At 60.8% G+C, this 24,102-nt stretch carries 20 protein-coding genes; 13 read left to right on the top strand and 7 right to left on the bottom strand.

Going from position 1 to position 24,102, the window contains the following annotated elements:
- Window positions 1-2: 2 nt before the first annotated feature.
- The 3 genes from AC2FD8_RS07125 to xylF all read right to left on the bottom strand — a co-directional run bounded on the left by AC2FD8_RS07125 (window position 3) and on the right by xylF (window position 3,184).
- On the bottom strand, window positions 3-800 hold the full coding sequence (locus AC2FD8_RS07125) for an ATP-binding cassette domain-containing protein (protein ID WP_496854880.1): 798 nt from the start codon (window positions 798-800) through the stop codon (window positions 3-5).
- The gene (locus AC2FD8_RS07120) at window positions 800-2,098 is read right to left on the bottom strand and encodes a sugar ABC transporter permease (protein ID WP_496854861.1); all 1,299 of its coding nucleotides are present in this window, start codon (window positions 2,096-2,098) and stop codon (window positions 800-802) included. The genes AC2FD8_RS07125 and AC2FD8_RS07120 overlap by 1 nt, the downstream gene beginning before the upstream one ends.
- Before the next feature lie 66 nt (window positions 2,099-2,164).
- Window positions 2,165-3,184 (bottom strand): D-xylose ABC transporter substrate-binding protein, encoded by a 1,020-nt coding sequence (gene xylF, locus AC2FD8_RS07115; RefSeq protein WP_496854859.1) that lies wholly within the window; start codon window positions 3,182-3,184, stop codon window positions 2,165-2,167.
- A gap of 152 nt (window positions 3,185-3,336) precedes the next feature.
- Here xylF and AC2FD8_RS07110 point away from each other — a divergent pair, with 152 nt between their 5' ends.
- Window positions 3,337-4,554, top strand: coding sequence for an ROK family transcriptional regulator (locus AC2FD8_RS07110; protein ID WP_496854857.1), 1,218 nt, complete (start codon window positions 3,337-3,339; stop codon window positions 4,552-4,554).
- Entirely contained in the window at window positions 4,544-6,055 is a 1,512-nt protein-coding gene (locus AC2FD8_RS07105) for a CRTAC1 family protein (RefSeq protein WP_496854855.1), read from the top strand. Before AC2FD8_RS07110 ends, AC2FD8_RS07105 begins: the two co-directional genes overlap by 11 nt.
- Here AC2FD8_RS07105 and AC2FD8_RS07100 read toward each other — a convergent pair.
- From AC2FD8_RS07100 to AC2FD8_RS07085, 4 genes are all read right to left on the bottom strand, one after another.
- The gene (locus AC2FD8_RS07100) at window positions 6,049-7,332 is read right to left on the bottom strand and encodes a cytochrome-c peroxidase (RefSeq protein WP_496854853.1); all 1,284 of its coding nucleotides are present in this window, start codon (window positions 7,330-7,332) and stop codon (window positions 6,049-6,051) included. The two genes, AC2FD8_RS07105 and AC2FD8_RS07100, sit on opposite strands and share 7 nt — an antisense overlap.
- Window positions 7,329-8,261, bottom strand: coding sequence for an aldose epimerase family protein (locus AC2FD8_RS07095; RefSeq protein ID WP_496854851.1), 933 nt, complete (start codon window positions 8,259-8,261; stop codon window positions 7,329-7,331). The genes AC2FD8_RS07100 and AC2FD8_RS07095 overlap by 4 nt, the downstream gene beginning before the upstream one ends.
- Before the next feature lie 319 nt (window positions 8,262-8,580).
- Entirely contained in the window at window positions 8,581-9,507 is a 927-nt protein-coding gene (locus tag AC2FD8_RS07090) for an aminotransferase class IV (protein ID WP_496854849.1), read from the bottom strand.
- Window positions 9,504-10,235 (bottom strand): sulfotransferase-like domain-containing protein, encoded by a 732-nt coding sequence (locus tag AC2FD8_RS07085; RefSeq protein ID WP_496854847.1) that lies wholly within the window; start codon window positions 10,233-10,235, stop codon window positions 9,504-9,506. The genes AC2FD8_RS07090 and AC2FD8_RS07085 overlap by 4 nt, the downstream gene beginning before the upstream one ends.
- Window positions 10,236-10,504: 269 nt before the next feature.
- Here AC2FD8_RS07085 and maiA point away from each other — a divergent pair, with 269 nt between their 5' ends.
- From maiA to AC2FD8_RS07030, 11 genes are all read left to right on the top strand, one after another.
- Window positions 10,505-11,140, top strand: a complete 636-nt coding sequence (gene maiA, locus AC2FD8_RS07080; protein WP_496854845.1) for a maleylacetoacetate isomerase — start codon at window positions 10,505-10,507, stop codon at window positions 11,138-11,140.
- A gap of 150 nt (window positions 11,141-11,290) precedes the next feature.
- A complete protein-coding gene (locus AC2FD8_RS07075) occupies window positions 11,291-12,118 on the top strand; it encodes an AfsR/SARP family transcriptional regulator (RefSeq protein ID WP_496854843.1) in 828 nt (275 codons plus the stop codon).
- A gap of 369 nt (window positions 12,119-12,487) precedes the next feature.
- Window positions 12,488-14,923, top strand: coding sequence for a trypsin-like serine peptidase (locus AC2FD8_RS07070; protein ID WP_496854841.1), 2,436 nt, complete (start codon window positions 12,488-12,490; stop codon window positions 14,921-14,923).
- A gap of 4 nt (window positions 14,924-14,927) precedes the next feature.
- Window positions 14,928-15,884, top strand: coding sequence for a hypothetical protein (locus tag AC2FD8_RS07065; protein WP_496854840.1), 957 nt, complete (start codon window positions 14,928-14,930; stop codon window positions 15,882-15,884).
- The gene (locus AC2FD8_RS07060; protein ID WP_496854838.1) at window positions 15,884-17,089 is read left to right on the top strand and encodes a hypothetical protein; all 1,206 of its coding nucleotides are present in this window, start codon (window positions 15,884-15,886) and stop codon (window positions 17,087-17,089) included. Before AC2FD8_RS07065 ends, AC2FD8_RS07060 begins: the two co-directional genes overlap by 1 nt.
- Window positions 17,086-17,337 (top strand): hypothetical protein, encoded by a 252-nt coding sequence (locus AC2FD8_RS07055; protein WP_496854836.1) that lies wholly within the window; start codon window positions 17,086-17,088, stop codon window positions 17,335-17,337. Before AC2FD8_RS07060 ends, AC2FD8_RS07055 begins: the two co-directional genes overlap by 4 nt.
- The gene (locus AC2FD8_RS07050) at window positions 17,330-18,055 is read left to right on the top strand and encodes a hypothetical protein (protein WP_496854834.1); all 726 of its coding nucleotides are present in this window, start codon (window positions 17,330-17,332) and stop codon (window positions 18,053-18,055) included. The genes AC2FD8_RS07055 and AC2FD8_RS07050 overlap by 8 nt, the downstream gene beginning before the upstream one ends.
- Window positions 18,052-19,461 (top strand): S8 family peptidase, encoded by a 1,410-nt coding sequence (locus AC2FD8_RS07045; protein WP_496854832.1) that lies wholly within the window; start codon window positions 18,052-18,054, stop codon window positions 19,459-19,461. Before AC2FD8_RS07050 ends, AC2FD8_RS07045 begins: the two co-directional genes overlap by 4 nt.
- Before the next feature lie 11 nt (window positions 19,462-19,472).
- Window positions 19,473-21,635, top strand: a complete 2,163-nt coding sequence (locus AC2FD8_RS07040; protein ID WP_496854830.1) for a DUF2853 family protein — start codon at window positions 19,473-19,475, stop codon at window positions 21,633-21,635.
- A 29-nt stretch (window positions 21,636-21,664) separates the two neighbouring features.
- Window positions 21,665-22,681, top strand: a complete 1,017-nt coding sequence (locus tag AC2FD8_RS07035; RefSeq protein ID WP_496854828.1) for a hypothetical protein — start codon at window positions 21,665-21,667, stop codon at window positions 22,679-22,681.
- 44 nt (window positions 22,682-22,725) lie between these two features.
- Complete coding sequence (locus AC2FD8_RS07030; protein WP_496854826.1) at window positions 22,726-24,102, top strand: hypothetical protein; 1,377 nt, start codon at window positions 22,726-22,728, stop codon at window positions 24,100-24,102.

Raw genomic sequence — 24,102 nt, 5'->3', positions numbered from 1 at the left:
CCTCACTCAGCCTTTTCGCCAGGCTTTTTGCCCAGAATGATCATCGACAGCAGGTCATCATCGGTGACATCGGGGATGTCGACGGTTCCGACCAATTGACCGTTCTTCATGACCGAGGCCCGATCGCACAGCTCCATTACAGCATGCACATCATGGTCGATCAGGAAAATCCCGATCCCCTGCGCCTTGAGCTTCTGGATCAGTTCCGCAACCATCTGGGTCTCATGCGGGCCCAACGCGGCTGTGGGTTCATCCATGATCAGGATACGCGCGTTGAAATAAACCGCCCGGGCAATCGCAACCGACTGGCGCTGACCGCCGGACAGGGCCGAGACCGGATCATTGAACTTTTGAAAGTTCGGGTTCAGCTGCCCCATGATCTTGCGGCACTCGGCCTCCATCGCGGCGTCGTTGACCAAACCCATGGGTGTCACCATCTCGCGCCCCAGAAACAGGTTTGAGCTGGCATCGAGGTTATCGGCCAAAGCGAGCGTCTGATAGATCGTCTCGATATTGTTGGCCCGCGCGTCCCGAGGGTTGTTGATCTCGACCTTTTCACCGTCGATCCGGATCTCACCGCTGTCCATCTGGTAGGCGCCGGACAGCACCTTGATCAGCGTCGACTTTCCTGCCCCGTTGTGGCCCAGCAGGCCCACAACTTCGCCGGGGTAGAGGTCGACCGACACGTGATCTACCGCCTTGATACCCCCGAAGGAAATCGAGATGTCGTTCATTTCGACCAGAGGCGGCTGGCCTGAGCCGCGACCCGAGTTAGTGTTCTGCGTTTCTTCAGCTTGCATCATTTCGCCCCCAAACGTTTGCGATAGACGATGTCGATATAGACAGCCAGGACGAGGACAGCGCCGACGACGATGTTCTGGAACGGTGCATCCACACCGACCATGGCCATGCCCGATTGTAGTGCCTGCATGATCAGGGCACCCAGGATCGCGCCATAGATCGTCCCCAGACCACCGGACAGGGCTGTTCCACCGATCACGGCCGCCGCGATAACACGAAGCTCATCCAGCGTGCCGATATCGTTCGAGTGGTTGGCCAGACGGGCCGAAGCCACAACGGCAGACAGTGCGCACAGGAAACCCATCAAGGCAAAGATCTTGACGGTCATCATGCGCGTGTTGATGCCGGAAAGCTCCGCCGCGTCGGGATTGCCGCCGGTTGCAAAGATATAGCGTCCGAACCGGGTCTTGCGGGCCACGACGGTCAGTGTGACGGCCACGAGGATCAGGATCAGAACCGAGATCGGGATGCCGTAGCCGACGACCAGACCCTCGGGCATGATCTCGCCGCGCGCTTCGAACATACGCTCGAGCCGGCGGGTCGGGATGGCGTAGCTGTTGACGATGAAGACATAGCCCATGATCGCGATGCCGATGATCCCGGCCAGCGTGGTTTCTGCCCAGACCGGTTTGACCGGGAACCCATGCGCGGCCTTGGATCGGCGCGCGCTCCAGAGCGCCCAGATCGCAGCACCTGTCGCGGCAAGGCCGAACAGAAGGCTCGTCGTGGTGCCAAGCGTTCCGTTTGTGCCGCCAAACATCAGGAACGTGCTGTCCAGCGGTCCGATGGTTTGACCATCGGTCATGTACCAGGCGACGTTTCGCCAAACCAGAAACCCTCCGAGCGTTACGATGAAGGCTGGAATTGTCAGGTATCCGATCATCCAGCCTTGAAAGGCCCCGATAAGGGTGCCAACCGCAAGCCCAACAACCAGCGTGATCGCCCAGGTTGCGGGGTTGTTCAGGCCCATGCCCAGCATATTTGGCAAAAGCTCGGTCTGGGTCATGGCCATCACGGCGGATGTTGTCGCCAGCAAGGCGCCAACAGAAAGGTCGATGTGGCGCATCACGATGATGAACACCATGCCACAGGCCATGATCGCAACCGATACGGTCTGAATGGACAGGTTGAACAGGTTGCGAGGGGTCAGGAACCGCCCATCCGTGAAGATATTGAACCCGATGCAAAGGACGATAAACGCGCCGATCATACCCAATAGCCGCATGTCCAGCTCAAGCTGCTGGAACAGGTTTTGCTTGCTTTTGTGGGGTACCGGCTGAGACGAAGTTTCGGTCATATCCGATCTTTCATGTTCAGCGATTGGGATCCCGGCCCGCCTGTGCAGGCCGGGAATTATGTGTTCTTAGTTACAGGGGGCCGGGCCGTTTTCCACGCCCTGACACAGGTCTTCCAACGGAATCCAGCCTGCATCCACAACAACCGAGAGGTTGTCTTTCGTCACCGGAACCGGTGCAAGGAAGACCGAATTCATCTCGGTACCACCGGGCGACGTCCAGCTGACCGCGCCTTCAACATCCCCGGCAGCAGTACCGCCGCTCAGCGCGACTGCGATCTCACCTGCGGCTTTGCCCAGCTCACGCGCGTCTTTCCAGACAGACACGGTTTGGGTGCCCAGTGCGACACGGTTCAGCGCGGCATGATCACCGTCCTGACCCGAGACCGGGATACCTTCCATGCCCTGCGCCGTCAGCGCAGCAACAACACCACCAGCAGTACCGTCGTTCGAGGCGACCACGGCGTCCACATTGTTTTCGTTCGCCGTCAGGATCTGCTCCATGTTGCGTTGCGCGTTCGCGGGCAGCCAGCCATCGGTATAAGCTTCGCCAACGATCACAACGTCACCGCTGTCGACAGCGGCCTGAATGATCTCTTGCTGACCGCCGCGCAGGAAGTCCGCGTTCGGGTCGGTCGGAGAGCCCTTGATCATGACGTAGTTGCCCTTGGGCATCGCTTCGAACACCGCGCGGGCCTGCATGCGGCCAACTTCGACGTTGTCAAAGGTCAGGTAGAATGCGCGGTCGTCTTCAATCAGGCGGTCATATGCGATAACCGGGATACCCTCGTCCGCGGCGGCCTGAACAGCCGGGCCAATGGCCTGCGAGTCCTGCGCGAGGATGATCAGCGCGTCCACGCCCTGCGCGATCAGGCTTTCAATGTCCGACAGCTGCTTGGCAGAAGACGATTGTGCATCGGCCGAGATATACTCGGCTCCACCCGCCTCAAGCGCGGATTTGATTGCGGCCTCATCAGTCTTCCAACGCTCTTCCTGAAAATTCGACCAGCTGACGCCAACGACTGTCTCAGCGAATGCAGCCGTGCTCATCAGAGCAGCCGCGACTGAAATGCTTAGGAATTTTTTCATGCTTTCCTCCCGTTTGGTGAGTCCCTGCAATTTGATTCGAGGACTTCACCTACATCACTAGCATATTTATTTCAGTCGACAAAATATTTATGCTATCGCTAACACAACTACCTGACTAAAGTGAAAGCCAAGACGAGAATCGCGAGGGCAAGATGCTGAAAAACAAAGCTTCTTCTATCTCTACCGAGCAGAGGAACGTAACACGGCTGCGCGTGCTGGAACAAATCCGCCGCAAGGGGGCGATCTCGCGTATAGATATTGCAGGGGCCTTGCAGACCAGCCCGGCCACGGTCACAACCGCAACGGCTGACCTTCTTTCCGCCGGCCTGATCATCGAAACCGAAGGCGAACCTCAGTCAAAATCTGCGCGACGAGGCAGGCCGCGCGTTCTACTGAAACTGAATGGTGGGTCGTTGCTGATTGCGGGCTTCAAGGTGGCACGTCAGTACATTTCGGTTCTGATTGCGGATTTCGAAGGGACCGAGATTGCGTCGATCAAATACCCGCTGGTCGACGCGCGCATGTCGCCGCACACCTTCGCCAATACCATTCGCAAGGCCTTGGAAAGCGCCTGCGCTTCTGCATCTGTGCCACTTGCAGATATCATGGGCGTCTCTGTCGGTATTGCCGGTCTTGTTGATGCCGAGCATAACTTTGTGCATTGGTCCTCTTCCCTTTCCGAGCGGAACGTCGCTCTGGGGCCGCTCCTCATGGACGCGCTGGACTGCCCGGTTTTCATTGAAAATGACGCCAACCTTGTTGCAAAGGCTGAGCAATTGTTTGGCCTCGGCAAAGGGTTGCGGAACTTTCTTGTCATAACAATAGAACATGGGGTCGGGCTTGGAATCGTCCTGAACGGTAAGCTTTATCGGGGTGAGCGCGGGTGCGGGGCCGAATTTGGCCATACCAAGGTGCAACTGGATGGTGCGCTTTGCCAGTGTGGCCAGCGCGGGTGTCTCGAGGCTTATGTCGGGGAGTACGCCCTGATCCGAGAGGCGATGATTGCCGATCAGGGTCGCGAACAGATCACCATTGCCGATCTGCATGATCGCGCAACGTCTGGCGATCAACATGCATTGGCCGTGCTTGATCACGCCGGTCAGATATTCGGCATGGGCGTTTCGAACCTGATCAACCTGTTCGACCCCGAATGCATCATCATCTCGGGCAGTCAGATCAGCTTTCAGCACCTCTATTCCGACAGCGTGATGGAGCGGATACGCGAAGGGGTCGTCCACGTGGATGCCCCTCTGCCCGACATCAAGGTCAACCAGTGGGATGATACCATGTGGGCCAAGGGCGCCATTGCCTATGCCATCGAACAGGTGTCGACCCTGAAGATACGCGAGATGCCGACCCATGCATCGTGAATGCGTCCTTCTACTGGCAAGCGCCACAGCTGTTGCGGCTGATCAGCCCGTGCCAAGCTTTCAACAGATCGCGGTTGCCGAACATGTCTATGACGGCGGGTGGGAACATTTCGTGGGCGGTGGCGTGGCGGTGTTCGACTGCAATGGCGACAGCCTGCCCGACCTCTTCGCAGCGGGTGGGTCAAACCCGTCACAGCTGTTCCGCAACACCTCGGACGGTGATTTGTCTTTCCGCGTCAACACGCCAGAGGCCCTTTCCCTGACCGGTGTGACCGGGGCCTATCCACTGGATATCGACGGCGACGGCTTTCAGGATCTGGCGGTTCTGAGGGTCGGTGCAGACCTTCTGCTGCAAGGCCAGCCCGACTGCCAGTTTGCCCCTTTTTCCGATCTGAATTTCCAGTCAGATGATCATTGGACCACCGGTTTCTCGGCCACTTGGGAAGAAGGCCAGACGCTACCAACGCTGGCCTTCGGAACCTATGTCGACCGTTTTGATCCTGAGGGGCCGTTCGAGACCTGCGGTCCGACGCTCTTCTATCGCCCTCAAGGATCAGGATACGGCGAACCGAAGCCGTTGGAGCCGGGCTATTGCTCTTTGTCGATCCTGTTTTCCGACTGGGCGCGCACGGGTCGGGCGGACCTGCGGGTCAGCAATGATCGCCACTACTATGTGCGCGGCGGGCAGGAGCAGCTCTGGGAGATGGAGGCTGAACCGCGGCTTTACACCGAGGACGACGGATGGCTGCCCTACTCGATCTGGGGAATGGGGATCGCTTCGCGCGATCTCACGGGGGACGGGTTCTCTGATGTCTACCTGACGTCGATGGGCGACCAGAAGTTTCAGGTATTTGACCCCTCCGACGACAGCCCCACCTGGCGCGATGCAACCTATGAGAAAGGCACCACCGCGCACAGACCGCATGTCGGCGGCGATGGGCGACCTTCGACCGGATGGCATGCGCAATTCGGAGACGCCAACAACGACGGGCTAGACGATATTTTTGTGACTAAAGGCAATGTCGAACAGATGCCTGTCGCGGCTTTAAACGACCCAAATAACTTGATGCTGCAACAGCCTGATGGCTCCTTTGTCGAAGCCGCTGCCGAGGCGGGTGTGGCTTCGATGGCCAAGTCGCGCGGCGGCGCTTTGGTCGATCTGAACAATGATGGCCACTTGGATCTTGTGGTCGTCAACCGGGGCGCGCCGCTGGAGGTTCACCAGAATACAAGCAACGCCGGAAATTGGGTGTTGGTTGATGTCTCGCACAATACCTCCAACCGTGCTGCGGTGGGCGGGTTTATCGAGATGCGAACGCCCTCCGGCCTGCAAACCCGCGAGATCACCATTGGCGGTGGCCATGCTGGCGGGACGTCAGGCCTGCACCATTTCGGCTTGGGATCGGCCGAGGCAGTCGAGCTGCGGATGATCTGGCCGGATGGCTCCACAAGCGATTGGCAGGCGCATGACGCCAACCAGATCATCCGCTTGCATCACTGATCTACGGGCAAGCCGCTGGGAACGGTTTCGGGAACACCAAGCCTCAGGGCCGGATCTTCAAGGGTGTTCAGAAAGCTAAGGATCGCGTTGACCTCATCGTCGCTCAAGGCGACCGGCTCAAGACTGTTGGCGGCGGCGATTGCTTTGGTCGTTTCACCCAAAGCCCGCTGATCATCTGCGCCCGGAAACGCGGGCAGTCGGGCCTGTTCCAGCGAATAGCGTTGCAACGACCCTAGCGGATCAAGGTGGTGACGCACCACATCCTCTAGCTCGGCATAGGCTCCGCTGTGACCATAAGGGGCGGTCAAGGTCACGTTGCGCAATGACGGTGTGCGAAAGGCAAAGGCATCCTCGGCCTCGCCAGTCACCCGCATACGACCATCATCACGGACATGACTTTCAAACCGCGCGCCCTTGCCCGGCCCGATCTGAGGCATCGCGATAGCGTGGAACCCATGGTCTGTCTGGAGCCATCCCGAATGGCAGGCGCTACACCCCGCCTCACCATAAAACAGATCCAACCCAGCCTGCGCCTCAGGCGGCAGCTCGGCCTCTCCGCGCATCGCCTGATCAAACAGGCTGTTGTCGGCCCGCCACTCGAAGGCAATGAATTCAGCAATGACGTTGGCAATCGTCGTAAAGGTGATCTCCTCGCCCGGCAGAGCGTCTTCGAACTGCGCCTGATATTCGGGAATAGCAGCGACACGCGCGGCGATCAGGTCCCACGCCCCGCCCTCTTGCGTCAACAGACCCAGACGCACCGCTTTGCTGATTTCATTCTCGGAGTAATGCCCGGCCATCTCGTCCGGCGACAGCACCGGAAACATCGCCTGCGCCGCAAGGGCGGATTTGAACCCCGGCCGCATATGGGTACCAAGTGGAGTGCGGATGCCGTTGGGTCGGCTTGGGTCGGCCTCGAGCCGCCCGTCATGGAAGAATACCGTGAACTCATCCGCGCCAAGGTTCCACAAGGCCGGAGAGTTGCGGGGAATGCGCTGTTCTGGTCGATTTTCGGGGTCCATCGCCCGTGTCACGCCCAGCCCGATGCCGCCCTCACCCACGCCCAGCGACAACCCATCAGACGTGCCCAGACGTGGATGGTGACACGACCCGCAGCTGATGTTTCGATTTCCCGACAGGATCGGATCGTAAAACAGCAACTGCCCCAACTCGACAACGGCCAGATCAGGTTCCGCGAATTCGGGAGGTGGGCCAAGCTCTAGCGCCTGTGCGGCTGAGGCCAATCCCATCATTCCAATCGCAGCGAATGCCCTCATGTCTGGACCCCTGTGAGTTTGAGTGTAAGTGTCTGATGATAGGGCCGCTCAGGCGAAAAAACCATTCTGGGAAACGCGCTGATGTTGGGCGCGTTGGGAAAGCCCGATGGCTCAACACACAGACCAGCGCTTGCGTGAAACGGTACCCCCAGAGACCCAGCAGAGTAGAGCTGCGCCCCAGCCTGATCAGAGAACACTTGCAGTCCCAGCCCATTTGCGGCGTCAATCGCGGCGATTGGCTGTTGTGCGTCGCGGTCTCTGTCGAACACGTAGAAATGATCGACGTTTTTGCCAGGGCGGCACGGCTGCCTGAAATCCAGCCCAGTGTTCTTTACGTCTTGCAGCTTGCCGGTTGGCACACCTTGGGCATCGGTCTCCAGCACATGCCCGGCATGCACCTGCAGGCTGAAATCCTCAACGCCTGCAGGACTGCCAAGCGTGTAGTAGTTATGCTGCGCGATGCTGATCGGCGTTGGCCGGTCCGGCTGGGCCGTGATGGCATAGGTCAGCTTGGGAAAACTGAGCGAGACGCGCAGCTCGAACCTGACCTCGCCCGGAAAGCCGCCTTCGCCGTCGGGGGAAAGGTACGTCATCACCGCCTCACGATCCGAGAGCTGCTGCAGTGTCCAGATTTGGCGAGACAGGCTCTCGTCCCCCCCGTGCAGAGTGTTGGCGCCCTCGTTCGGGTCCAGCCGGTATCGCGTACCTGCAAGATCAAAGCCTGCGTCCTTGATCCGGTTCGCCACCCGCCCGACAATTGCCCCTTGGTAGTAGGGGTCGTTCAGATAGGCTTGAGGATCGTCATAGCCGAGGATCAGCGGCGTATCATGTATCCACCACCCTTGAGTGATTGCGCCGTAGTTCAGTAGGCTGACGGACATGTTTTTGTCCTGCAACCGCACCTGTTCGAAATACAATTCAGCCTCCATTTCCGCATCGTATCGCGCGGTGCGGCGATACCTGTCCCCCTGTCCAAAGGCAGCTTTGAAGACCAACCCAAGCTACTGCGCTCATAGGGCCGCCGAACAAATCCAGCCTGACAGATACCTTAGGGCCAACGCCTGAATGGCGATCGCACGCCCTCACGCCGTTTCGCCCTCACGCCGTTTCAAGTTAGCGCTACCATAAGCGTTACCAAACGTCGAAACCAGATGAAAATCGCTTTTTCACCCGCACTTCATGGTTCTTTTTGATCTATGAGGCAGCCCCCCAAGCAGCGCGATGACAACCGCGCTGACTGGCCAAGCGTCACGTTTGCGCAGCCACGTTCCGGGCAACCAGTTCCTTGTAGAGCGCGCGGATGCGCAGTGTCATCGGGCCGGCCTTACCCTCTCCGATCTGTTTGCCGTCGATCTCGGCCACGGGGGTCTGCGCGCCGAAAGTGCCGGTCAAAAACGCCTCATCCGCGCCGTAGGCTTCGTAGAGAGAGTAGTTCTTTTCGAAAACCGGGATGTCATTGGCGCGGCACAGGTCGATCACCTTCTGCCGCGTCACCCCATTCATGCAATAGTCCCCGGTCGAGGTCCAAACCTCGCCCTTGCGCACGATGAAGAAATTGCAGGCGTTGGTGGTGTTCACAAACCCATGCGGATCCAGCATCAGCCCCTCATCCGCGCCTGCCTGTTCGGCCTGCAAACAGGCGATGACACAGTTCAGTTTGGAGTGGCTGTTGAACTTTGCATCCTGGCTGGTCGGCAACCCCCGCACCTGCGGAACGGTTGCCAGACGGATCCCCCGCGCGGTCAGCGCCTCGGCGGGTTTTGAGTGTTCAACGATGGCCACGATCGTCGGCCCCCAGCGCGACAGCTTGGGATGCTGAAACGGCTTGGCCTTGCGACCGCGCGTGATCATAAGCCGCGCGTGGGCGTCGGTTGTCGCGCCATTGGCGGCGGCGGTGGCATCCAGAATCTCGCGGATTTCCTCGCGCGTTTTGCCGATGTCCAGCGACACCGCCTTGCAGCTGTCAAACAGCCGATCCATATGTTCGTCAAAGAAGGCCCAGCATCCATCATGGAGCCGCAGCCCTTCCCACATGCCGTCCCCCAGCATGAAACCGGAATCATAGACCGAGACCTTGGCCTCATCCTTGTGAACCAGCGCGCCATCGACCCAGATTTTCAGGTCCTCGTTGCGGGTATCGTGTTCCGCGTCATGGGTTGAGAGTTCGGTTGTCATGCATCACCTTCCAGAACAAGTGCATCCGCCTTGAGCCGCTCATAATACGGCATCGCCGCGTCGCAGACAGATTGGAGCGTGGGCGGCAACGTCGGCAGCGCCCCCTCAGCGCCCGCAAAACCGGTCGAGGCGTGGACGGCTGCATACCAGTGGCTGGCCCACACACCGTCCGAGGGATGCCCGCCCGCAGGCCACGACAACATCGCAGGATCAAAGGGCAGATCAATTGCGGCACATAGTTTCCGCAGCATCGCTTCGGGTGCCTGACGGATGTCATAGCTGTCGACGATCACACCCGCACCCGTTCGCGCGCGGATCAGATCGTAGATCTCGGCCTGTTGCACAAAGCCAATATCCTCAAGCGTCGGGTCTTCGCGTTTTGCGGCATAACTGGCCAGCACACGCGCCGGGTGGCGGATCAGAAAGACATGTTTCAACCCATCCATCCACGGCTGATCCAAGCCCCAGACCATATGCTGCGTCATGTGTTTCTGGTATATATGCGCCTTGCCTTCGGGTGGCTTTGCTGCACAACCTTGCCCGACCCGAAGCGGGTCGGTCTCGCCCACGGCGACGATCTGAGCGCCCATCGGGTGATCCAGCCCGGTCTCGGCCAGATAAGCCGCGTAGAACGGCTCATCCCAGACGGCGCAATCCGCGCGTGCGCCAAAGGCATACATCATCGCAGTGGACAGGTTTCTGGGACCGGACCAACAGGCTATGTTCATTTCTCAAGACCCCTCACCCGGGTTGACCGGTGTTATCGTTGGCGTGTCGCAGCCAGAATTTTGGTCTGCTCCACGGCCACATAAGGACGTAACTTCAAGTTCACACATATCCCCTCTGCTTGTCATAGAAACACCCCGATCTTGTCAACATCGAGCGTATGCAGAGACGCGGGCCAGCCTTAGGCAACCACCAGACCCATAACGCCTTTTTTTTCGAGTTGAATTTTGTTGCAAGCGCAACAATGTTGATCCAAAGACGGGACGATCTCATGAAACTCTATTCCTACTGGCGCTCGACCACCTCGTACCGGGTTCGCATTGCCTTGAACCTCAAGGGCCTCAGCTACGACTACTGCCCGGTCAATCTGGTCGCCGGAGAGCAAGGTGAGCGCGCTTACACTGCGCTCAATCCCGGCAACGGTGTTCCGACCCTGGTTCTTGCGGACGGAACAGCCCTGACCCAGTCGCTTGCCATCATCGACTATCTGGAGGCCATCGCACCAGAACCTCGGGTGCTGCCAACCGACCCCCTGTTGCGCGCGCAAGTCCAGGCCGCCGCGCAAACCATCGCGATGGACATCCACCCGGTGAACAACCTGAGGGTCATGACCTACCTCAAATCTCAGATGGGCATGAGCGCTGTTGGTCAGGTCGATTGGTTCCACCATTGGATGACCGAAGGGTTTGCCGCCTATCAGGCGCTGTTGCCGCGCAATACCCGATTTAGTTTCGCAAACTCCCCCACCCTCGCCGATATCTGCCTTGTCCCCCAACTCTATAATGCGCATCGCTGGGGGCTGGACATGACGCGCTTTCCGCGACTGCTTGAGATCGAAGAACACGCGCTGTCCCTTGCCGCTTTTGATCAGGCGCGCCCCGAAAACCAACCCGACGCAAGCCGATAAGTTTACGTAAGGGCAAGCGGATTGTCGCCGAGACCCGTTTTGACGTCTGCAAATGGCTTTTCCAGCCCATACCAATCCTTGCCCCACAACCATCTCACGCTGTACACTCGGAAGCTTATTCTACTAAAATTTGTTTTACCGGAGGTTTGAATGCGTTGGATCTTCCTCAATGGTAACAGCCTGGTTGGGGCGTCCGGAACGGTGAAAATACCGTCAGGCGGACTTTGCACCTTGGCAGCGATGCTGGTGTTGAATCATGGCCGACCCGTAGGCCGCGATCGGATCGAAGAGACACTTTGGGGCGAAGCAAGCCCGGAAAAAGCAAGGGATCGACTGAACACGATGCTGTGGCGCCTGCGCAAGCTGCTGCAATCCGCAGGCGCGCAAGGCCACACAATCACCAACGGTCGGGATGCCCTGACCTATGCCGCGCCCGAGCCGTTCGACTGCGACGTGATCGCCTTGGGCGATATGGCCCGATCCGTCCTGCGCAACAACCTGACCACATCCGATGAGGCAGACGCCGCACTGGCCTGCATCGACGGCTGCAATACCGAGTTTCTGCCCTTCGCCCAGGATCACTGGAGCCTCGTCACCCGTGAATCTCTCAGAAGCGCACATCTGACAATCATCGAATCCCTGCTGCGCTACATGCGCAAACAGGAACGCTGGGCGCGTGTCTCGGAGCTGGCCGAGCGGCTGCTGCAGCTAGAGCCGACGCTTGAAACCGGGCACCTCGAACTGATCGAACTTCACGGGCAACGACACCAGTTCAGCGCAGCAAAGCGTCAGTATGACGTCATGCAGAAACTGGTCGATCCGGGGGCGGGTCTGGAAACCGCCAGTGCGCTGGATGCCTTGAAGATTGCGCGGAAAACCCGAAAATCCACCGTTGTCATGCGTCCTTCGATCAAGGCGGTCGAGACCGCAATAGATCATATCGAAACGGCTCGGGACACGTTGCTGGGCAAGGCCTAACTTACCTAAGCACTCGCCGTATCACAACATTCCATGGCCCCTGTTCTGCAGGGGCCTTTTTTGTACCCCCACCGCCTTATTCCTGTGTGAGACATGTTAGAGCCGTGTGAGACCAGGGTGAGAGCGCCCGGTCACGCTGAACCCCATGACAGCCGAATCGTCTGATAGCGACAGAGCACCGAGGCGAAACCGTCGATTTCTGGTTTCGATCTGGCAGCGACCGCAGTCCAGTGGCGACGCCGTTGAAGGCGCCATCTGGGAGGCCGACCCAAAGCTGCCCGGACGCATAGCCGAGCCAGCCCCCTTTCGGAAGCTGAGCGACCTGCCCGCGATCCTACAGGTCTTTTTGGCAGAGGAAGAGACCCGCCGATGATCCAGCTTCGCCCAACTCGTATGACCATAACGGACCAGCGGCCCACGCTCAGCTACCGCGTGGCCGTGAACGCGCCGTCGATTGGCCGACAGTTCTGGTTGGAGCTGGCCCTGGCGACCGATCCCAGGCTTTTCCTTCCCACAGCGACCCGCGACCGTGTTGAGGTGAATTTCATCACCTTCTCGGGCCGGTTTCCGGTGCATGGGGGCGACGCCATTGTCGAGATACCGCCCGGCAAGCTGATCAAATTCAAATCCGCCGATCGGATCTATGCCGCTGCGGCGCTTTTCGATGCGCGCCATGAAGGTAATCGCCTCGCCATGTTTCGACCTGACGCCGAGGGCGTTTACGTCAGCGCATCGAATTTTACAGGGGCCGGGCTTTATCGCCGGTTCGGTTTCGCCAACCGGGCATCCTCGCGAACGGAAGAGGCACCTCTGCACTGGGCGGGGGATCAACCCGATCCGGAAACGCCTACGCCATCTTCTGCAACCCCACTTTCCCGTCCTGCCAATCTTCCAAGCGCGGGCCATCCACGAAAGGGACCTGATCCAATGAACCAACAACCCAGCGGATTCATGCACCAATCCCACAATCAGGCACAGGCCCCCGCGCCTGTCACCTCGCAACCGGCGCAGCCAGCAATGGACTATGATGACGGCTTTGGCGCACCCCCACCTGCGGCCCCGCCTCCGGCCGCAGTTATGCCGGGGCAAGCGGCACCACAGCCCATGCCGGTGATGCCTGGCGATGCCGCGCCCGCCCCAATGCCGGTCCATCCCGGTCAGGCCACGCCTGCGCCAATGCCGGTCATGCCGGGCCAGCCCGCACCTGCGCCACAACCCGTGATGCCGGGCAAGGCGGCACCTGCCCCAGCTCAAGCCGCGCCGGTCATGCCGCCTCAGAATGCGCCCGCGCAGCAGGCCGCCTATGCGCGCCCGTTCGACTATGTTCTGCCTGAGTTCGACAGCCTGAACCCGTTGGATATCATCAACAAACTGCGCGAGGCGTGGTCGCGCTACGAGTCCTTCACAGCCGGTGTCAACGACACGCGTGCCTTCCCGTTTTCAGCTATCGCGTTGCTTGAGATGGAGGCGCAGGCCAAGTCGGGCAATCACACCGCGTCCTTCACCGGAACCGGGTTCTACATTGCGCCAAACCTGATCCTGACCAACGCGCATAATTACGCGGAAAGCCGCAGATACAACATGGCCCATACCGGCAAGGTGTATGCGGCGATGAATTCAAGCGACGGAACCCTGAATGCACGCGATGCGATCAGTGTTGAAACGATCACGCCCGCCTCGGACGTGACGCTGCACCCGCTCTATGACGGTTCTGACAGTGACGCCAGCATGGGGCATGATCTTGCCATTGTGCGCGTCGCAAACGCGGCCCCGAACGGCCAGTATTTTCAGATTGCCAATTTCAGCCCATCCCAGGACTTGCAAATTGCCGTCTGCGGTTACGGGGCCTCAAGCAGCGCACAACGCGACAACGACTTTGACTGGCAGGACCTGCTGCCGACAGCGCAGGCCGACTATCGCCAGCGCATGGATGCCGACTTCATCCGCGAAATCGCCCACGGTGGCGAATGCATCCTGTACAATCTGCAGACGCTTTCGGGCAATTCGGGATCGCCGGTCTTCATTCAGGGTGATGGCTCGGACACCGGCGCGATGCCGGTTGTTGGCGTGCATTCCTCGCGCGTTGCGGGCAACCAGTTCCGCAATCGCGGTGTTTGGCTGACGCCAGCCAAACGCGACTGGGCCCTGTCCGGAGGCACCACACCCGTGGCGGCCTCGCAAGGCTATTACCCATCTCAACCGCACCGCCCCCAATACGGCCACGCAATGACCGGTGGTGCGGGCGCTGCTGCCGCAGTCGCAGGCGTCGAGATACTGGCCGCCGCCGGGATCGCCGCCTTCCAAAGCTCATCCGGTGACATCACATGGAACCTGTCGAATATGGCAGGCTGGCTGCCTGCAGGCGGCCATCCGACGCCGGATATCTCGGTCCCTCGGGACCAGTTGCGGCAAACCAACCTCGAGGTCGCCTCGCCCGTCTATGATGGCGGAGTGCGGACAATGTACGCGCATTTCAACATGCGGTTCCTGCATGATGGAACAGGTGTTGGCGGCATCGTGATCGAACCCGCGCCACATGTCCTGAACGACGCGATGGGCGGTGCCCTGCGGATCGACATGCACATTGAACCGCTGCTGGAGACCGCCGGGTCGACCCGGCAGGCAGGCGTGAATGTCGCCGTGGTCAAGGTGACGATGATCTACAACTTCAACTGGACGTTCACCGAAGACACCGTGATCGTTGACTACCGCCTCTATGGCGACGGCACCTACGAATCCTCGGTACGCGGAGGGCGGGCCAAGCTGGACGACACCGATACGTCCTACGCCCCGCACCGGAGGTAAGCAGATGCCTTTCGTCACCTCGCAACCCCTGCGCTGTCATCTGCCGCCCGGCAGGGCACGGCATGACCCCAGCCATGCGCAGCAGATGTCCGCCCCCGCCAGAGGCGCCACGCGCACCCTGCCGCCCACCTATCAGCGCGCCGGCACCGCCGAGGCACCTGCCACGACGTTGGCCGCCAACGGCATCAGGCGGCATTTGCCCGCCCCTGTCTCACGCGCCATGACACAGACGGCGCACGGAGGGCACCCCCTCCCCGAGGATAGGCCCGGCTCTGCACTGACAGACACCCAGCAGGATACGGTGGTCACTGACCCCACCGTAGCGCAGAGCCGGGCCAGCAACATTCCTGTACCCGCCCTTCTGAAGATCGTTGAGCGCACGGCCATCGGCATCTCGGGTCAGGCGGGCTATGCCTTTGCCGGGGCCGAACCCGATGGCCCGGGGCTGAGGTTCGGCCTGCTGGGGCTAAGACTCGATACCGGAGACATGGGCGACATGCTGCGGCTGGCGCTGGAGCGTGATGCGGAGTTGCCGGGTCTGTTGGGGGATGCCGCGTCCGATATTCTGGACCGGGTTCTGGGCGTTGACCCCTTGGCGCGTATGCGTCCCATGCAAGACGGCAAGGGTCTTTGGGACGCGCCCTACAAGACGCTTTTGTCCGCACTTGGCCAACACCCGGCGGCAAAAGCCGCGCAAAACCGCTTTGCCGTCGAAGCGCTTTTGATACCCGCCATCGACCTTCTGACACGCAACGAGGCCCCGATCACCGGCCCATTGCTGGCAAAAACCCTGTCTGCAATCGCTGCCCTCGGGCGCGAGGCCGGTTTGGCCGCCGTCGCATCCGCAGGCACAACCGACGTGGCAGCGGCCCTTCTGGCGGCCTGCCCAACATGTGCCGAACATTTTGCCGCCCTGGACCGTGACGCCGTTTTGGCAAACTGGACACCCGGAGCAGCCTGATGATGACCCCTCGCGCCATGCCGGAAGATGCTGCAACGGCCCTTGAGGCCGCTCATGCAGCCCTGCCCCATGCCGCAGCCTTTCAGGCCATGCCATCTGCGGATCGAACCGCCCTGCAGACAAACCTCAGCCGCGTCCGGCAGGCGCTGGTGGCCCGGCCACAAAGCCTGACGCACCCGGCAGACCCGTATGACAGAGATGTTCTGGCAGGCGCGATGATCGGCCCGCAAACCGGCTATAGCCGATTTGGCACGCAACCCGACGCAGAACCGGCGCAAGCCGAACCTACCCAACCGCAATCGCTGCTGCGCACGATCAACGACATGCCCGCCGCGACCGGCGCGATGATGGATGAGATCGGGTTCGCCGACTTCGTGGCCTCGCTGATCCACGGCACCTTTGATGCGATTGTCGACAGCTCGATCCGACAAATGGAGGCGTTTGCAGATCTCGTGTCATCGTTGTCGAAAACCGTTGATGATTTCAGCCGGGACAACGTCACCGACAATCAGGTCAAAGACTGGTTGATCGACCGCTACCCTGCCGATTTGCAGCTGATCCTGCCCACAGCCTCGGGCGAGGTTCCCCGCGTGATGCCGCGCACTTCGGACGACGATTGGGGCGCAAGCCCCGCCTGGCTGGGCGAGTTTGATCTGGCCGGAGAACCCCTCAGCGAAGAACTGATCGAGACCCGCCTTGTGCCCGCCGCCCGCAATCGACTGGGCGAGGACCGCATGCGCTCATTGGCCTCGATGGCGTTGATGGGCCTGCATAAAGTCAAGGTTGAGCGCGGCGAGATCAATGCCAGCGTTCGCATCCGCGCCAAGGCCCGCGACGCGGCGCGGGTCGGGTTCGCACAGGATCAGGATCCGCAGGCATCCAGTTGGTCTGGTCGATCCGGTTTTTCTGCGCCCGTTGCACAGGCGATGGTCTCAACCTCAGTGAATGCCCAATCGGATGCAGCGATTCAGGCCGAGTTGAAAGGCGAGGTGCGCGTTGTTTTTGCGTCGGAAACCGTACCGCTGGAATCCTTCATCTCGGATGCCCAGCGCGTTCTGCTGGAACGTACCGCACGGCAATCGCAACCGGCTGCAACATCACCGCCAGCCTCTGTCACGATTGACCAGACGCCAGCACAGCTTCAGCCGCAACCACCAGCAACGCCTGAGCCCGAACCGCAGCAACCTGCAGGAGGCAGCACATGACCCAAGGCCTGTCCCAGACACTGACCCACCTGCTGCAGGATCTGACCCGGTTGGACGACCTGCGACTGCGCGGGCTGCGCCGGATCGAGGCTGATCTGCCCATGGAATTCGGGCTGGTGCAGGTTCAGGGCGGCGTGACGTTCAGAACGCTGCCCCCCACCGCCACCCAATCACGGGATCTGGCCGTGCCAACCGGCGCGCTCAGTTTTTCCGTTGACGTCTCTGAAACAGGAGGTCGCGATGATTGACTCCGAAGGCGCCCTGCCCCTCGAAGACCTGTTGAACGCGATCTCGGCCCAGTTGGATCGCGCGCAGGCGGCGCTGGCTTTGAAAACCGAATCCACCGGCCTGACCTTTGCTGTCAAGGAACTGGGTCTTGATCTGAAGGCGGATATCGGCATCCAAAACGCGGCGATCATGGTGCGCCCTGCCGCCCCGGGTGAGCGGGACGTGTCGACCCTGAAGCTCAGCTTTACGACGGTCACGCGGCAGATGCTGGAAGAACACGCCGTCGAGATGCAGGCCGAAGAGCCCGACATTTCCGACGCGATGGACGATCTGTCGGATGAAGAGATCCGGCGGCTGGAATGGATCGGCGTGCGCAACCTCAACGATCTGGACGCCGCGCAATCCAAAGGCGGCGCGGCAAGCATCCGCAAGCTCTCGCGACTGCCAGCGGCACGGCTGAAACAGGCTCTGGATCTGGCCGGACAACGGCGCGTTCAGCGCGTCACGCGCCTTGGACGCGACGACGTTGGGCGGATGCGTCTGGCCGTACAGGGCCGCAACCTCGCCCGAGGCGGCCTGCCGATGGCAAGCCTCGCCGGTACGCGTGCCGAAATCATCGACGAAGGGGCCCAAGGCCTAGTAGTGGCCGCCCCCATGAGTGCGACAGCCTCGGCCCTGACCTTGCAATGGCCTGATGGCACGACGTCAGACACGCCAATATCGGAGGGCGCGTCATGACCGGTTGGCTGATGATGCCCTGGGCGCCCGAGGCGCGCCTCTATTGCGCGCCGAAACGGCTGCTGTTCACCCTGGCCTTGGGTGAAGACCCCGACCTGCCCAGCCGCGCGCCGATACTGGCCGGGATGGCTCAGGCCGCTCAGAAAACCGGACACGGCGCGCTGGACCGCATTCTGGGTGTCTTCGGCGGCAATGTGCGTCTTGCCCGCCTGCACAGCCCGGCCAATCAGGGCAGCGGGTTTGACCTGACAGAACACGCCAGCGGTATGAGCCGGACTTACGTGGCCAGCTTTTCAGACTACAGCCGCATTGATCAGGCAGCAGACGCGTTGCGGCAATTGGCGGTCGTGACCTCGGCCAGCGCGGACTATTTCGTTGTCAGCTCTGACGCGCCTTTGAATAGCACGGCAGCCGAGGCACCGGAGTCCTGGCCATGGGAGATGATCGGCGCCAACCGAAGGGCCTCGGCCGAATTCGGTGACCCGGCCATCACCACGGCGGTTCTGGATACCGGGGCCGCGCGGCGTCATGCGGAAATCTCGGGGCGGTTGTCTTCTGGTTTTGACACCGTGAATTTTGCCGGGGCCGAACTGGCGCAAGGTCTGTCACTGGTCGGTGATTATGGCACGCGGGACACCGACCCTGATGAATCCAACAACCCTCATGGGACGGCCTGCCTGGCACTGATTGGCGGCAACGGTCACGGTATGCCGCAGGGGCTGGCGACGCAGACCTCGCTTATGCCGGTGCGCGTTCTGGCCTCGGCCCGGACACCCCGACCTGGCAACGCGGACAACATCGTCGGCGTCGGCGCGCTGTCGGATATCGATTGCGGCATCAAACGCGCGGTTGATTTGGGGGCGAAGGTTCTGAATTGCTCTTTCGGCACTGCAGAAAGCGCGATCAGCCCCGGTGATCCGATGCCGCACGCTGACACAACGGCCTACGCCCTGGCGCGCGGCACAATTGTTGTCGCCGCCTCGGGCAATTCGGGCAAGCAAGAACGATACCACCCCTCCGCCGCAGAAGGCGTGATCTCTGTCGGCTCGGTCGGACCTGATGGCAAACCCTCGCAGTTTTCGACCACGGGTGACCATGTGGCCCTGTCGGCCCCCGGTGAGGCCATTCGTACGCCGCATATCGAGGGCTACCAGCTATCAACCGGGACCAGCTTTGCCGCGCCGTTCGTTGCCGGTGCCGCAGCCCTTCTGGTCGCGCGCGCGCGCCGCGGGGCACAACCAATCGACGGGCCCAAAGCCCGCGAAATCCTGACCGCAACCGCACGCCCCTTTGACACGCCGACGCGCGGCAGCGGTGCGGGCATTCTCAACCTGCCAGCCGCGCTTGCAGCCGTCGACCGGCTGCCTGCGCATGCATCCACCCTGGGCAAGACGCCCCTGCACTGAAAGGACCGAAAATGGAAGGTTCGAAATTTGACAAGGCAGTCGCCCGATACCGCGCGCATCTGACCGACATTTTCCGGGTTACCGTGGATGAGCCTCTGCTGGCCGCCATCACCAAATGGCAGGGCCCGAACAACTACATACCTGACAACGCAAGGGTCAGCACAACCGACCCCGACGAGATGACACGCCTGTCGGCAAGCCTGACGAAACGGCTGGACCTGGCCGAGGACGACGACAGCCTGCCTGACCAGATCAGCGCTGTTCTGGCAGGCTATGGCGCGTCGAACCGGGACAAGTTCCGGGTCGTTGTCGCCTACATGATCACCACACAGCTCGGCAAACGCGATGCCTTTGTCGACCCCGCAAGTGAAAATGCCAGCTCAGACCCGAATGACGCGTCGACCGGGAATGGCCATTCGGATGGCCAGAACAATGGCCAAGACGACGGCGCAAACCATGAAGGAGACCAGAAAATGCCCATCGTATTCACTGACGCCCGCGACTCCGAACGACGCGATACGCGCCGTCTGGACAAGATGTGGAAGGATTTGCAGGCCCGCAAAGAAAAGAACGCCAACCTCAGCAAGGATGAGGAGGCGACGCTTGAACTTCTGACGCAGCTTCTGGAGGACCCGCCAGATTTCGCCCTTGAGAACACCTATGTCACGCTGCGCCAGGAGCTGTCCAATGTTCTGGTGACGGATGCGTTTCCCCGCCTGAAGGACGGTATGATCGACGAGGCGTCGATTGACGACATCACCCGCGAGGCCCTGCTGGTTGCCGCCGTCTGGGGGGCCGTCGAATCCGAGGGGATCGTCACACCCGGTATTGAAGACGGCACTTTGATCCTGAACGACAACGGTGTCGTCACCGGTATCAAGCTTGAGAAACCGACCGCACGGTTCGGGCGGGTCATGACCTCGGCCGTGGCGCAAGTGAACAGCCATCTGGATCTGTTCCGCGCCGTTCTTCAGGTCATGGCCGAGGCCCCCGATGTGAATACCACCGGCCAGCTGAGGGCAAAGGACTGGCTGGCCGTGACGCGCAACCTGATCGCTTCAGGTGTTGAATTCGGCATGCCCGGCCTGCAGGGTCGTATCCGTGCCGCGATCGAGGATCGGCTGTCTCCTACGCGTGAAAAGGTCACCGCCACGGCCGAGATCATCATTCCCGATCTCGAACAACACACGGCGCAAGAGGTGCAGCAGGTCAATCTGGAAGCCGCGCAGGCGCTGTATTTTGCGGCAATGATGGACGAAGCCCGCGTCTTCGACTGCGTCGACAAACTGGCCGAACTGTTCCAGATCGGTGCTGTTCCGCTTGAACGCAGCTCGGTCAGCGAGTTCCTCTATCGCTACATCCGACAGACGCCAGAACGCATTTCCGCCTATGAACGCCGCAACCACTTTGCCCGCGTGTTCGGCGCAGCCGTAGGCGACCCGGATGCCGCCGGTGCCCTGTTCCGCAATTTCGACGACCTCTGGCTGCGGTTCGTCTCAGCCGTCTCGGACTGGTTCCGCAAACAACAGGTGGAGTCCCTGATTGCAAGCAAGGGGTCGTTTGTGCCCAGTCAGGAGCAAATCCGGAAATCCGGCCTCGATCTGGCAGCCAATCTTTCGCTCTATTGCTATGGCGGCACGTGGTTCGTGGCTTCCGAGTTGCAGAAGGACATCTCGAACTATGTCGATCTGTTGTCGTCGCCCGAGATAAAGCACCTTTATGGTGCGCGCGATATGTGGCAGGTGATCGACCAGATCTCGACGCTGGAGTTCGGACGCCCCGTCAACACGATCCGCGCCCGGACCATGGCGAATGCCGGTGCAACGATCATTGCATGGCTGGAAAAGAAATCGGATGCGCTCAGCCAGGTGGGCTCGATCCTGTTGAACCCGGTGGAAATTTCGAACCCGCCGCGCCGCTCTGCGTCGAACGCGATCAACGATCCATCGGATTTCGACCTGCTGACAGCCTGCGAGCAATGGCTGGCCGTCGAAGGCGTGGCCGAGGATATCGTCGACATGAAATCCGGGGCCTCGCCTTCGGCCGTGACGCAGACCGCACCGGTCCGCATCCCGCCTGCCGCACAGAACATTCTGGGCGCGTTCGGGTTTTCCCACCAGGACGATCAGTCGGGCAACGCAAACGGGCACTATGCCAACGGCCGCATGAATTGATTGCCCAGCCCTGAGAAGGAGATGATCTCATGAGACCTCTAGTTTCCGATCAGGTCGGCAAAACCCTGAGCCATGCGGCGCACCTGCTTGGCACCGCCAACCCGATGTCCCTGATCGGCGGGGCCGTTCAGGACGCATTCAGCATGTCGGTGGGCGACGACCGGTACCGGCACAATTCGCTTAGCCCCGGTGTCCCCGCGTTGGAGGCGTCGTTCAACGAAACCGAACCTTACGGCCTGCGGTTCACGATGGAGCCGCTGGACCCCGGTGCCTCGGCGGCGATGAAACGGGCCGAGGCCTCTCGCCAGGTACGTCGCTGGATCCTGCCGATGTTCGGGCGTGACGCCCTCTATTGGTTCGACCGCGTATCCGAGGATTTTCGCGGTACCTCCGGTGGTGGCGGGCTGCGCTTTGGCGGCTGGTTTGGCGGCAGTCTGGACCGGGACGGGCTGTACAACTCGCGCGCCTACTATGAGCTGAACAACCAGCAACTTGCCGAGCTGCCACAACCCCTGAAGCAATATATCGAAACCGCGCGGGGATATTTCCCTCGGCTGCAACCCCTGTTCGCGACCATTTCCGTGCGGCAGCGCAGCGGTCGGGAATGGGCAACCTTCCGGGTCATGGGTTCGCTACAGATCGAGGCGCTGCGCCCGATGCTTTCAGGCCTTGGGCTTGAGGCCAAGATGGCGCAATTGACTCGGCTGTTCGGTCTCGCCCTCGGCGGCGCATTCGAGGCCCCCGATGGCGGGGTTCTGATCGGCATTACCGCAGGTCCGGACGGCCCTGAACTGACCGTGGACCTGCTGTTGGCCGCGATCCCCGAAATACCAGACAGCTTTGTCGAGCTTCTGCGCCTTGGTCTGGCCGAACGACCCAGACACCTGCGTGCACTTGACACCTGGATCGACGCATTCACGCCGCAAGGGGCCCAGACACCCGGCGATTTCTCGGTGCTTTCGATTCACCTGAAAAACTCCGCACCTGCACAGGTTTCCCTGCATCTCAGGCCCATGGGGTTCGAGATCGCGGATGAAATCGCCTGAGGCCTTACCGCCTGCATCGCGGACGGAACCGATTGGAGAAGGAAATGAACGCGCAAACGCCAGCCGTCCCAGCACATGCCCATACACCGCACCCCGAGGATATCACCTCGCTCAATGAAACGCGGGTCAAGGTCAGGAACATGCTGATGCGCAGCCCGGCCTTTCTGGCGCTGCCCCCGGATGAACGCAGACGGGTCGCCTATGACACGGTGAATGTGTTCCACTTCCTCGGGGATGACGCACCTGTCAGCGCGATGACCGACCCGATGGCCGCCGCGCAATCCATGGCTCCGGCCATGGCGATGAACCGTAGGGGGCGCGGTGGCGTGAATACGGGTGCGGCGGCCGGGCGCGTGCCGGTCACAAACGTTCAGCACCCCTCAGCCGAGCCTCCCGAGGGCGCGTTCCGCGCAGGCGCTGCCCGTGAAGGGGCCGCCGTTGCCGGTGCGTTGCTGCAATCCGTCAATTTTGTCGAATTTGTCGGTGGTCTGATCCAGAACGTCTATGTCGCCATTGTCGATGCCTCGATCAAACAGATGCAGGCCTATGGCGAGATGGTCGCCTCGGTTTCGAAATCCGTGGATGAGTTCAAGCGCGACAACATAACCGCCAATCAGGGACGGGACTATCTGACCGATCAATTCCCCGATCTGTTCGATATCTCGACCGAGGCGGATTTCTTTGGTGAAGGCGGCGGTGAGCCGCGTGTTGTCCTACGGGACGGCGTTGATGAGCGCGAAGCTGCGGAACGCGTCGGGCGCGATCTGAACCTGACCGGAGATCAGGCCCCCCGCGCTTTGGACAGCGACACGCTGGAACAGATCATTGTACCCGCCGCACAGATGCAACTTGCCCTTTCCAGACATCGCCTTCTGGCCACTATGATGTTGATGGGGCTGCAAAAAATCGTGGTCACAGATGGCCGGATCAGCGCGAAAGTGATGTATAGCTTCAAATCGAAAGACGTGTCGCAAAGGAAAAAGCGGGCGCAGGAGTTCGACTACGGCAAACAGATGAAAACCACGCGCCGAGGGGCCTGGGATCGGGGCGACGATGGCTCGACCTACGAATCCAGTGGTACTGGCGACGACCGCGAAACCAACTACAATCGCGGCAAACGCTGGTCAAAGGGGCATTATCAATCCGTGCAGGAGCCGGTGATCGAGATGCAAAGCGTCACCACCGAACAGACAAACGCCGCATTGCAGACACAGGCGCAACTGGCGGGCTCGGTTGATATCAACTTCAAATCCGAAACGGTTGATCTAAACCGCATCGCGGATTCGATCCAGATGAACCAGATCCAGGATGCAGCCGGAATGATGCAGGCTGCGCAACCCGTTGCCGGATCGCCCGGAACAGCCGCTGTTCAGCAACCTGCGCCACAAGGGCAGCCTCAACCCACAACGCCCACACAATAA

This window comes from Ruegeria sp. YTSC192, from assembly GCF_059609705.1.
The sequence above is the reverse complement of the archived record's forward strand: the minus strand, read 5'-3'. Positions and strand labels throughout refer to the sequence as shown.